This window comes from Tenacibaculum sp. L6, assembly GCF_028823685.1.
Taxonomy (GTDB): domain Bacteria; phylum Bacteroidota; class Bacteroidia; order Flavobacteriales; family Flavobacteriaceae; genus Polaribacter.
Map to the genome: position 1 here is coordinate 1 of NZ_JAPEHZ010000061.1, position 12,491 is coordinate 12,491.

Below are 12,491 nucleotides of genomic sequence, written 5' to 3' on the forward strand. Positions count from 1 at the left end.
GCGCTTTTTTTATGCGCTTATTTTACTAAATTTGTCATAACTCTATTTTTACAAAGACTTAATGAAAAACATATTTGTTATTGGTATTGCAGGAGGAACAGGAAGTGGAAAAACCACTGTGGTAAATCAAATTATCAACGAACTTCCTGCGGATGAAGTATGTGTTATCTCTCAAGATTCTTACTACAAACAAACAGACAATCTTACTTACGAAGAACGCACCAAAATAAACTTCGATCATCCAAGAGCTATTGATTTCGATTTAATGGTTCAACATTTAACTGAGTTAAAAAATGGAGATATCATTGAACAACCTGTATATTCGTTTGTAGCTCACAACAGAACTAAAGACACCATAAAAACCCACCCAAGAAAGGTTATTATTATTGAAGGAATTTTAATTTTTAATAGTGAAGATCTTCGTAACTTGTGTGACATTAAAGTTTTTGTACATGCTGACGCTGACGAACGCCTAATAAGACGTGTTCGAAGAGATATTAAAGAGCGCGGTAGAGATGTTGATGAAGTTTTAAACCGTTACCAAACCACCTTAAAACCAATGCATCAACAATTTATTGAACCTACAAAAAATTACGCTGATATTATTATACCTAACGACAGATATAATACTGTAGCCATCGATATTGTAAGAACCGTAATTAACGACCGTTTATAATGAATTTTAAATCAATTAAAAATAAACGATCCTTTAAAATCGCTACTAATATTTATGTGATTATACTTACTGTGTTTGTAGTTTGGATGCTTTTTTTTGATGAAAATTCATACCTTACCCATAGAGAGTTTAATACAGAAATTAAAGAACTAAACAGTTGGATTGAGTATCACGAAAAGAAAATTAAAAAAGACAAACAAACGATACAACAACTTCAAGACTCTCTTCAATTAGAACGTTACGCAAGAGAAAAATACTTAATGAAGAAAGAAGGAGAAGATATTTATATTATTGAATTTGATACCATAAAAAGTGATGAGTAATTATTTATTTGACGAATTTAACGGTGTTAGCCCCGCTGAATGGAAACAACAAATACAAGTAGACCTAAAAGGAGCCGACTACAACGAAACCTTATTATGGAAAACAGAAGAAGGAATTACCGTAAGACCTTTTTATACCAAAGAAGATAGAACAAACACAAAGGTTAACACCCCACAAAAAGGCTTTGCTATTTGTCAGTCAATTTTTATTGACGATGAAAAAAAAGCCAATGCTTTTGCTATCGACTCACTTCAAAGAGGTGCTTCATCAATTCATTTTTTAGCAAAAAAAGAGTTCGATTACAAAACTCTTTTAAAGGGTATTGATACAGAAAATACCACTATCTATTTTTCTTTTGACTTTTTATCTTCGGAATTCACTAAAGGACTAGCTAGTTTTATCAACTCAAGCAAAAGTTACTTTAATATAGATATTATTGGTCACTTAGCAAGTTCTGGAAATTGGTATTCAAATCTTAAAAATGACCATGCTCAATTAGAAGAAATAGTAAAAACAGCTAAAAACGCTATTTGTGTCGATGCTTCAATTTATCAAAATGCAGGAGCAACAATTACACAACAACTAGCCTATGCTTTAGCACATGCAAATGAATATCTGAATCATTTTGGGAGTACAGTCGCGAGCAATATCCATTTTAACTTCTCTGTTGGAAGCAATTACTTTTTTGAAATTGCCAAACTAAGAGCTTTTAGGATTTTATGGGATTCTTTATTGAAAGAATATAACACTGATACAACCGCTCATATTTTTGCAGAACCTAGCAAACGTAACAAAACTATATACGACTATAATGTGAACATGCTTCGTACAACTTCTGAATGCATGAGTGCCATTTTAGGAGGCGCAAATACTGTTTCAAATAGCTCATATGATAAAATATTCCACCAACCGAATGAGTTTGGAGAACGCATATCAAGAAATCAATTATTGATTCTCCAGCAAGAAAGTGAACTGGCGGAAGCTCAAAATATTGCTGATGGAGCTTATTATATTGAAACCATCACACAACAACTAGCACAAAAAGCACTAGAAATCTTTAAACAAATAGAACAAGGTGGTGGCTTTTTAAAACAATTGAAAGAAGGCGTTATTCAAAGAAAAATCAAAGAATCTGCTGATAAAGAGCAAGAATTATTCAACTCAAGAAAATTAGTTCTACTAGGTACTAATAAAATTCAGAATGAGAATGATAAAATGAAACAAGATTTAGAGGTTTCTCCATTCTTAGAAGCACGAAAAGAAAAAACTTTGATTCAGCCAATTATTCAAAAACGACTAGCCTAGCTGAAAAGCTAGAACAAGAACGTTTACAAGATGAGTAGAAAAGACATATCAAACATACAACTACCTAAAAATCAAGAACAAGAAAAAAACTCTTTTAAACACGAAGATTTTGTTGCAGGTATTGCTCCTAACTTACGCGGTCCTTACTCTACCATGTATGTTCGTAGACCCTGGACCATTCGACAGTATGCAGGTTTTTCTACCGCTGAAGAAAGTAATGCTTTTTACCGAAGAAATTTAGCTGCTGGTCAAAAAGGATTATCAGTTGCTTTCGATTTGGCGACTCACCGAGGGTACGATTCTGATCATGAACGCGTTCAAGGTGATGTTGGAAAAGCAGGAGTTGCTATTGATTCAATTGAAGATATGAAAGTCTTATTTGATCAAATCCCATTAGATAAGATGTCGGTTTCTATGACTATGAACGGAGCCGTTTTACCTATTTTAGCTTTCTATATTGTAGCTGCAGAAGAACAAGGTGTCACTCCTGAGTTATTATCAGGAACAATTCAAAACGATATTTTAAAGGAGTTCATGGTGCGTAACACCTATATTTACCCACCTACGCCTTCAATGAAAATTATTGCAGATATTTTCGAATACACTTCTGAAAATATGCCAAAATTCAATTCTATTTCAATTTCAGGATACCACATGCAAGAAGCGGGTGCTACTGCCGAAATTGAATTAGCTTACACTTTAGCTGACGGATTGGAATACATCAAAAAAGGATTAGAAGCAGGAATGGATATTGATACTTTCGCTCCTCGTTTATCTTTTTTCTGGGCTATTGGAATGAACCATTTCATGGAGATCGCCAAAATGCGAGCAGGAAGAATGTTATGGGCAAAAATGGTGAAACAGTTCAATCCTAAAAACTCAAAATCACTAGCCTTAAGAACTCACTGTCAAACTAGCGGATGGAGTTTAACAGAGCAAGATCCTTTTAATAACGTAGCCAGAACTACCATCGAGGCAATGGCTGCTGCCTTTGGAGGAACTCAGAGTTTACATACTAATGCTTTAGACGAAGCAATTGCTTTACCTACCGATTTTTCGGCACGTATTGCTCGTAACACACAAATCTATTTACAAGAGGAAACTCATATTACCAAAACTGTTGATCCTTGGGCAGGTAGCTATCATGTAGAAAAACTTACCGAAGAAATTGCTAACAAAGCTTGGGAATTAATTCAGGAAGTAGAAGAATTAGGAGGAATGACCAAAGCTATTGAAAAAGGAATTCCAAAAATGCGTATTGAAGAAGCTGCTGCCAAAAAACAAGCAAAAATTGATAGCGGTCAGGATGTAATTGTTGGCGTTAACAAGTATCAACTAGCACAAGAAGATCCTTTACATATTTTAGAAGTAGATAACGAAGCTGTTCGTCAATCACAAATCAACCGATTAAACGACTTAAAATCTAAAAGAAATCAAGCTGAAGTAGATAAAACTTTACGTGATTTAACTGAATCTGCTAAAACGGGTGAAGGAAATTTATTAGATTTAGCCGTAAAAGCTGCTCGAAACAGAGCCACTTTAGGTGAAATTTCTGACGCCCTTGAAACCATTTTCGGTCGTCATAAAGCAGTACATAAAACAATTTCAGGCGTGTATAGTAAAGAAATAAAAGATGACGAATTATTTAAAAAAGCAACCGAGTTAGCCGATAAGTTTGCTGAATTAGAAGGACGTCGTCCACGTATTATGATTGCAAAATTAGGACAAGACGGTCACGACCGAGGTGCAAAAGTAGTAGCAACAGGTTATGCTGATTTAGGTTTTGATGTAGATATAGGACCTTTATTCCAAACACCACAGGAAGCCACCAAACAAGCTATAGAAAATGATGTCCATATTTTAGGAATTTCATCGTTAGCTGCTGGACATAAAACATTAGTCCCTCAAGTTATCGCTGAACTTAAAAAATATGGACGTGAAGATATTATGGTTATTGTTGGTGGAGTTATTCCCGCACAAGATTACCAATATTTGTTCGATGCTGGCGCTGTAGGTGTTTTTGGCCCTGGAACAAAAATAGCACAAGCCGCTATAGACATGTTAACTATTTTGATTGATAGTACTGAAGAGTAATCGCTATGCAAATAAAATTCATTGATAGAAAGTCAGGTAAAATCATTACCGAAACCCCTCCTGGTGAAGGGTATTTAAAATTATTATATAACAACCCATTTGGCAAAATGGCTTTGTTACCATTGGTTAAACGTAAATTTTTATCATCATGGTATGGTAAACTCATGAACAAGCCCAACTCTATTAATAAAATAAATAGTTTTGTTAGAGAGCTTCAAATTGACATGAGCGAAGCCGAAAGACCTTCGGAAGACTATATTTCTTTTAATGATTTTTTCTATAGAAAATTAAAACCTAGTGCTCGCCCTATTGAAGAAGGCTTTGTTTCTCCTGGTGACGGAAAAATGTTAGCGTTTAAAAACATTTCAGACATTCATGAGTTTTTTGTAAAAGGACGAAAATTCACTTTAGAAGAGTTTTTAGGAAACAAAGAATTGGCTACTAAACACCAAAACGATTCTTTAATTATACTTCGATTAGCCCCAAATGATTATCACAGATATCATTTTCCGTATGACGGAGTTCCTTCAGAAATGACAAAAATTAAAGGAGATTATTTTTCTGTATCTCCCTATGCTCTAGCTTCAAATTTCACCAAAGTTTTTTGTGAGAACAAGAGAGAATATTGTACCCTATCTACTAAAGACAAAGGAGATATTATCATCGCTCCTGTAGGTGCAACCATGGTAGGTAGCATTATTGAAACTTTTACTCCTAATTCCGAAGTACAAAAAGGAGACGAAATGGGCTATTTTGCTTTTGGGGGCTCAACCATTGTTTTGTTAGTTGACAGCGCTAAAATCACTATTGATGAAGACATTTTAACAAATACCAAAAACAAAATGGAAACCTTTGTTAAAATGGGCGAACGAATAGGAAATTAACCCACATAACTTTAACATTTTACATTTTAAAAATGATTGATTTCTTAGGGTGATTAACGCTTTAATCCGTAAATTTGCGTCGTTTTATATTTAGCAGATTTACTGATGAAAAAAATCTTAGACACCCTCTACTCTACCCGTTTAATGGCCATATTCTTTTTTGTTTTTGCCATTGCCATGGGAGTTGCCACTTTTATTGAAAACGACTACGGAACACAAACCTCAAAAGCATTAATCTATAATACTTGGTGGTTTGAATTAATCATGGTCTTTTTTGTAATCAACTTTTTTGGAAACATTTTCAGATACAGATTATACAAAAAAGAAAAGTGGTCTGTGTTATTATTTCACCTATCATTCCTTTTAATTTTAATAGGAGCAGGTATTACAAGATACATTAGTTACGAAGGTTTAATGGTTATTGATGAAGGAGAAACCACAAATCAATTCTATTCAGAACATACGTATTTAAATGTGATTATTGATAATAGTGAGTTTCAAAAAACGACCGCTAATAAATTATTACTTTCTGCTTGGGGAAGTAATTCTGCTAGTTTTACAGAAAATTTCCAACCTCAAAAAGGCGGGAAAAATCACGAGGTTTCTTTTAATTTAGTGGATTATATTCCTTGGTCTGAAACAAAAATGGTACCTGATGAAAACGGAACAGAACACTTATTTTTAGTTGAAAGTTCTGACGGAAGCAGGCATGAACACTACGTTAAAAAAGGAACTATAGAAAACATTCATAATATCTTAGTTGGTTTTGAAGCGGAAGATAGAAATGCAGCCTCTATTAATTTCTTTTATGAAGATGGAAGTTTAAAAATGACTTCAAAAAATGATGGAGATTGGCTTCGAATGGCAGACCAGAAAAAAGGTTTAATAGTTAAAGACAGTGTACAACACTTTCAGTATTTAACACTTCATAATGTAAACGGATTACAATTTGTTGTTCCGAAATCACCTGAAAAAGGAGAAATAAAAACTGTGAGAGGTGAAAAGGATGACAAAAAATATGATACCGTAATTTTTGACGTTACTACAAACGGAGAAACTAAGCGTGTAGAGTTTTATGGAGGTAAATTTAATGTTGATAACCAACAACAATTCAGTATTGGAGAACTAAACTTCAGAGCTTGGTATGGTGCTAAATTATTAGAAACTCCTTTCAGTGTAAAACTAAATGATTTTCAACTAGAAAAATATCCTGGATCAGAAAGTGCTGCTGCTTATGCTAGTGAAATTACAGTAATTGCTCCAGAAGAAACTTTTGATTATAGAATTTACATGAACCATATTTTAGATTATAAAGGATATAAATTCTTCCAATCTAGTTATAAAATTGAAGGCGAACACGAACAAACTCACCTATCTGTAAACCACGATTTTTGGGGAACTTGGATTACCTATATCGGTTATTTCTTATTATTCTTTGGTATGACTGCTGCATTATTTGTAAAAGGAACTCGTTTTCACGATTTAAAACAATCGTTAGTTAAAATCCGTAATAAAAAAGCAAAATTATCAGTAATTGCTTTATTCATTTCTTTAGCTGGCTTTAGTCAACACAAACAACACCAGCCTAATCAAATTACTGAAGCGCAAATTGATTCTATTTTAATTGCTAACAAAGTAAATAATGAACATGCCGATTTATTCAGCTCTTTAGTAATTCAAGATGCTGGCGGACGTATGAAACCTGCACATACTTTTGCTTCGGAATTGGTTAGAAAAGTAGCCCATGTTGATAAATTTAAAGACATGGATCCTAGCCAAATTTTACTTTCAATTACTGAAAGTCCGATGCTTTGGTTAAATGTTCCTTTTATTTATCTAGAGGACGGGAATACACAAGTTAGAGAACTTTTAGGAGTTGACAAAGATGCTGAATATGCACGTTTTATTGATTTTTACAATCCTGATGGTTCTTCTAAAATAAGTAAGCTTGTTGTTGAAGCTGAGAAGAAAAAAATTCAAAATAAATTTGAGAAAGACATCATAAAAATTGAACGTAGAGTTTGGTTATTATCGCAAGCCTTAGGAGGAGGAATGTTGCGTATTTATCCTATTCCTAACGATGAAAACAATAAATGGGTTTCGCAACCAGAAACATTACAAGCCAATTTTAAAGGAACAGACTCTGTATTTGTACGTCAGTCGTTACCTGTGTACTTACAATTATTACAAGCTTCAAAAAAATCTGGAGACTATACTGAAACCAACAAAGTTTTAGACGGAATTAAGAAATTTCAACGAAAATTTGGTGCGGACGTTATTCCTGCAAAAGATAAAATTGATTTAGAAATTGCTTATAACAAACTAAACATCTTCGTAAAACTTTCGAAGTACTACGGATATGTAAGTTTACTTTTAATTGTATTTGTTTTCTTACAAATTTTTAACAACAAACCATGGGTTAACAAGATTGTAAAAGTATTAATAGGTATTGTTATCTTCCTTTTTGTTTTCCATGTATTAGGATTAACAGCACGTTGGCTCATTAGTGGAAATGCTCCGTGGAGTAACGCTTATGAATCCATTATTTTTGTTGGACTGGCTACCATGTTATTTGGATTAATCCTAGGAAAAAAATCTTCATTAACCATTGCTGCCACGACATTTTTAGTTTCAGTAATATTAATGTTTGCACACCAAAACTGGTTAGATCCTGAAATTGCCAACTTACAACCTGTATTAAATTCTTGGTGGTTATATGTGCATGTTTCGGTAATCGTTGCAAGTTACGGTCCGTTTGCTATGGGAATGATTTTAGGAATCTTCTCTTTATTCTTAATCATTTTTACCAATGAAAAGAACAAAAAGAAAATGGACTTACATATTAAAGAGTTAACCGTAATCAACGAGATGGCTTTAACCGTAGGTTTGGTTATGCTTACTATTGGAAACTTTTTAGGTGGTATGTGGGCTAATGAAAGTTGGGGTCGTTACTGGGGTTGGGACCCTAAAGAAACATGGGCATTAATTTCAATTATGGTATATGCTTTTGTATTACACATGCGATTAATTCCAGGGTTAAGAGGAAGATTTACATTTAACTTATGGTCTATCATCGCTTTTGCAGCTATTATGATGACTTATTTTGGGGTAAACTTCTATTTATCAGGATTACACTCTTATGCAAGTGGAGACAAAGTAATCACTCCTACCTCTGTATATTATTCTGTAGCTTTTGTAGCTATTTTAGGAATTGCTGCTTGGGTTAAGAACAAAAAGTTTTACAAGAAATAAGTTGACAGTTTTTCTGTTAAAAAAATGTATTTTTGCAAACCGACAAAAAGAAAAAACAATTATGTTCAATAAAAATATAAAATTAGTTCTAGCTGCTTTAATAACAGTATGGTCTGTGTACGAGTTTACACAAGGTCATATAATGAATGGAATATCAATACTTTTACTTGCTGGACTGTTTATTTTATTTTATTTCAAAAACGAATTTATTCTTTTAGCTTTTTTACAACTACGTAAACAAAACTTTGCTGGAGCTCAAAAATGGTTAGGATATATTAAAAACCCTTCTGCTGCTTTAACTAAAAAACAAGAAGGGTACTACAATTACCTACATGGCATCATGTTATCTCAAACCAATATTACACAAGCTGAAAAATATTTAAAAAAAGCTGTTAAATTTGGCTTAGCTATGGATCATGATTTGGCCATGGCTAAATTACAATTAGCAGGAATAGCAATGACCAAACGTAGAAAAAGAGAAGCTACTACTTTGATGGCAGAAGCTAAGAAATTAGACAAACACGGAATGCTTAAGGAGCAAATGCAAATGATGAAACAACAAATGAAGAAGATTTAATTCTTCTTTAATTTGTTCATTTTATATTTTGTACCTTTATTTGCCAACAAAAATTAACAATGATTAAGAGTTTGTTTTTAAAAGCTTTTGATAGGTATGCTTCTAGGTGGGTTGTTTTAGTTATAGATATTACTTTAGTTTGCATCTCCTTTGTTTTAGCCTACACAGTTCGCTTTAATGCGAGTTTAAACTTTGAAGTAGAAAAACTATTCTATCAAATTCCATTCATTGCTTTTATTGCTCTTATCAGTTTTCTTACTGTTGGTTCTTACAAAGGAATTGTCCGTCATACAGGAACAAGAGATGCCTTTAATGTTTTTATTGGTGTAACCTTACTTTTTATTATTACTACGAGCCTTGTATTAATTAATAACCTTTTAAAAGTAGTTCCAAATTTTACGATTCCGAAATCAATACTTATTATTCATTATTTGATTTCTTCCATCGTTTTAATTATTAGCAGGTTTATATTTAAAGCCTTTTATGAAATTGTTTCTACAGAATTAAAATCAATCACAAATGTTTTGATTTATGGTGCTGGAGACTCTGGATTGATAACTTATGGAGCTTTAAACAGAGATACCAAAAACAAATATGAAGTTATTGGTTTTATTGATGATGATCCGAAGAAAATTGGTAAAAAGTTAGATCGAATAAAAATATATAGTAAAGAAGTAATCAATAAAAACTTCATACAAGACAAGAAGATTGATGAAATTATTATTTCTATTCAAAATATAAAATCTGAAAAACTTTTATATCTAACTGATAAATTACTAGAGTTAGGAATTCAAGTAAAAATTGTACCTCCTTTATCTAAATGGATTGATGGCGACTTGGATGCCAATCAAATTAAACAAGTTAAAATTGAAGATTTATTAGATAGAAAACCTATTTCTATCGACAATCCTATTGTTAAAAGAGAAGTAAACGATAAAGTTATTTTGGTTACAGGTGCTGCTGGATCAATAGGTTCAGAAATTTCACGCCAATTAAGTGTTTATAATCACAAAAATTTGATTTTAGTAGATCATGCTGAATCTCCTTTATACGATCTTCAACAAGAACTTATTCAAAAAGACTGTAAAAATTTCACTTGTATTGTAGCGGATGTTAGAGATGAAGTAAGGATGAATGATATTTTTGAAGAATTCAAACCTCAGAAAGTATTCCATGCTGCAGCCTACAAACATGTTCCTTTAATGGAAATGAGTCCGTATGAAGCTGTAAAAATAAACATTGGAGGAACGAAAAACATTGCTGACTTATCAATAAAACATAATATTGACCGCTTTGTAATGGTTTCAACCGATAAAGCTGTGAATCCGACCAATGTAATGGGAGCTACAAAACGCGTCGCCGAAATGTACATCAGCTGCTTAAGTAATTCCAACAACCATACAACAAAATTTACAACCACTCGTTTTGGTAATGTTTTAGGCTCAAATGGATCGGTAATACCTCTTTTTAAACGTCAAATTGAAAATGGAGGACCTTTAACGGTTACTCATAAAGACATTACTAGATATTTTATGACAATTCCTGAAGCTTGTCGATTGGTTTTAGAAGCTGGAACTATGGGGAATGGTGGAGAGATTTACATTTTCGACATGGGTAAACCTGTAAAAATATATGATATCGCTAAAAGGATGATTCATTTATCAGGCTTACAATTCCCTGATGATATTGATATAAAAATAACTGGTCTTCGTCCTGGTGAAAAACTGTATGAAGAGCTCTTGGCTGATGGTGAAAACACCACCCCTACCTATCATGAAAAAATTATGATTGCTAAAAACCAAGAAATAGACCATGCTACTATTGCTGAGAAAATCACTGACTTGTGCCAATCAAATAAGTCACATAACAATCATAATACGGTACAGTTGATTAAGGAAATAGTTCCTGAATATATATCTAACAATTCTATATACGAAAAATTAGACATCGATACCAAAAATTAAATTAGTACTTTCGCAAAAATTTTAATCAATGCAAAGAATTAAAAAAATTGTTTTAGCTTTTATTGTATTAACTATAACTTCTTGTGCTTCAAGAAAAGAGATAGTTTATTTTCAAAAAGATCAAGTTGATCAATCGAAAACAAGCACAACTTATAAAACTGTTTTCAAAGCTGACGATTTGCTTCAAATCACTGTTTCTGCTTTAGACTTAGAAGCTGTAAAACCTTTTAATTTACCTGCTGTTACTTTTGCTACTACAACAGACAGAGCAGTTGGAACACCACAACAACAAACCTACCTTATTGATAATGAAGGATTCATAGACTTCCCTGTACTTGGAAGATTGAAATTAGCTGGATTATCTAGAACAGAAGCTATCGAATTGTTAAAAAACAAATTATCGCCTGATTACGTTAAAAACCCTACCATAAATATTAAAATCACTAACTTTTCAATTACCGTATTAGGTGATGTTAAAATGCCAGGGAGATTTACCATACCAAACGAGCGAATTTCTGTACTGGAAGCTGTTGGTTTAGCAGGTGATTTAAACATGTCTGGAATTAGAACTATTGAAGTTAAAAGAGAAGAAAACAACGAAATAAAGAGTTATAAATTAGATTTACGCTCTAACGAGGTTTTCAACTCTCCTGCTTATTATTTACAACAAAATGATGTGGTTTATGTAGAACCTAACAGATCTTCATCTCAAGACGCAGCCTATAATAAAAACACAGGTCTTTTTATTTCTTTAGGCTCAGTAATCATTTCATTAATTTCAATCCTTACAAGATAATATTGCTATGAGCAACGAACAATATTCTCCACAGCTAGAAGAAAACGATACAATTAATATTAGAGCTGAATTAGAAAAATACTTAATTCATTGGAAATGGTTTGCTTTAGGGGTTATAGTAGCACTAATATTTGCTTTTTTATACCTTAGGTATAGTACTCCTAAATACAGCGCTGCTACTACCATTTTAATAAAAAATGATAAACAAGGTGGTATTTCAGAAGAACTTGCCGCTTTCGAAGATTTAGGAATTGTGGGTGGTTCTAGTAAAAATATTGACAATGAGATTGAAATTATAAAATCTCGTAAACTTATCAATGATGTTATTCAAACTTTAAATTTAAACATTAGTTACCTAACTGAAGGTAGAGTCAAAGAATCTGAAGTTTATAAAAATAGCCCTATTATTTTCACTCAAATTGATTCTTCATCTACAGCTTTACACGAAGTTGATACTACTTTTAATGTTGAAGTTTTATCAGCAGACAGGTTTCGTTTGAAAGATATAAATGGTTATATTATTTCTGAAAATGAATTCAGTAAAACTATAGAAAGTACTACTTTAGGAAGTTTTAAAATTGAAAAATCTTCAGTATTTAAAGGCGAAAAAACTGGTAAT

10 protein-coding genes are annotated in these 12,491 nt (G+C 32.6%); all 10 read left to right on the top strand.

Annotation, left to right across the window (positions count from 1 at the left end; genetic code table 11):
- Nucleotides 1–70: 70 nt before the first annotated feature.
- Complete coding sequence (gene udk, locus OU788_RS10100; protein ID WP_274635074.1) at nucleotides 71–676, top strand: uridine kinase; 606 nt, start codon at nucleotides 71–73, stop codon at nucleotides 674–676.
- Nucleotides 676–999 (top strand): FtsB family cell division protein, encoded by a 324-nt coding sequence (locus OU788_RS10105; RefSeq protein ID WP_274635066.1) that lies wholly within the window; start codon nucleotides 676–678, stop codon nucleotides 997–999. Before udk ends, OU788_RS10105 begins: the two co-directional genes overlap by 1 nt.
- Nucleotides 992–2,305: a methylmalonyl-CoA mutase subunit beta gene (locus tag OU788_RS10110; protein ID WP_342454933.1), complete on the top strand. Its 1,314-nt coding sequence runs from the start codon at nucleotides 992–994 to the stop codon at nucleotides 2,303–2,305. The genes OU788_RS10105 and OU788_RS10110 overlap by 8 nt, the downstream gene beginning before the upstream one ends.
- A gap of 30 nt (nucleotides 2,306–2,335) precedes the next feature.
- Nucleotides 2,336–4,399, top strand: coding sequence for a methylmalonyl-CoA mutase (scpA, locus tag OU788_RS10115; protein WP_274635067.1), 2,064 nt, complete (start codon nucleotides 2,336–2,338; stop codon nucleotides 4,397–4,399).
- Between the two features lie 5 nt (nucleotides 4,400–4,404).
- The gene (locus OU788_RS10120; protein WP_274635068.1) at nucleotides 4,405–5,283 is read left to right on the top strand and encodes a phosphatidylserine decarboxylase; all 879 of its coding nucleotides are present in this window, start codon (nucleotides 4,405–4,407) and stop codon (nucleotides 5,281–5,283) included.
- A 105-nt stretch (nucleotides 5,284–5,388) separates the two neighbouring features.
- Nucleotides 5,389–8,535 (top strand): cytochrome c biogenesis protein CcsA, encoded by a 3,147-nt coding sequence (gene ccsA / locus OU788_RS10125; RefSeq protein WP_274635069.1) that lies wholly within the window; start codon nucleotides 5,389–5,391, stop codon nucleotides 8,533–8,535.
- A gap of 61 nt (nucleotides 8,536–8,596) precedes the next feature.
- Nucleotides 8,597–9,112, top strand: coding sequence for a DUF2892 domain-containing protein (locus OU788_RS10130; protein WP_274635070.1), 516 nt, complete (start codon nucleotides 8,597–8,599; stop codon nucleotides 9,110–9,112).
- A gap of 59 nt (nucleotides 9,113–9,171) precedes the next feature.
- A complete protein-coding gene (locus OU788_RS10135; RefSeq protein WP_274635071.1) occupies nucleotides 9,172–11,076 on the top strand; it encodes a polysaccharide biosynthesis protein in 1,905 nt (634 codons plus the stop codon).
- A 28-nt stretch (nucleotides 11,077–11,104) separates the two neighbouring features.
- Nucleotides 11,105–11,872: a polysaccharide biosynthesis/export family protein gene (locus OU788_RS10140; protein ID WP_274635072.1), complete on the top strand. Its 768-nt coding sequence runs from the start codon at nucleotides 11,105–11,107 to the stop codon at nucleotides 11,870–11,872.
- A 7-nt stretch (nucleotides 11,873–11,879) separates the two neighbouring features.
- On the top strand, nucleotides 11,880–12,491 hold a 612-nt coding region (locus tag OU788_RS10145; protein ID WP_274635073.1), incomplete at its 3' end, for a Wzz/FepE/Etk N-terminal domain-containing protein.

Coding starts and splice junctions, on each gene's coding strand:
- OU788_RS10105 (WP_274635066.1), top strand. CDS start 676: ATGAATTTTAAATCAATTAAAAATAAACGATCCTTTAAAATCGCTACT.
- OU788_RS10110 (WP_342454933.1), top strand. CDS start 992: ATGAGTAATTATTTATTTGACGAATTTAACGGTGTTAGCCCCGCTGAA.
- scpA (WP_274635067.1), top strand. CDS start 2,336: ATGAGTAGAAAAGACATATCAAACATACAACTACCTAAAAATCAAGAA.
- OU788_RS10120 (WP_274635068.1), top strand. CDS start 4,405: ATGCAAATAAAATTCATTGATAGAAAGTCAGGTAAAATCATTACCGAA.
- ccsA (WP_274635069.1), top strand. CDS start 5,389: ATGAAAAAAATCTTAGACACCCTCTACTCTACCCGTTTAATGGCCATA.
- OU788_RS10130 (WP_274635070.1), top strand. CDS start 8,597: ATGTTCAATAAAAATATAAAATTAGTTCTAGCTGCTTTAATAACAGTA.
- OU788_RS10135 (WP_274635071.1), top strand. CDS start 9,172: ATGATTAAGAGTTTGTTTTTAAAAGCTTTTGATAGGTATGCTTCTAGG.
- OU788_RS10140 (WP_274635072.1), top strand. CDS start 11,105: ATGCAAAGAATTAAAAAAATTGTTTTAGCTTTTATTGTATTAACTATA.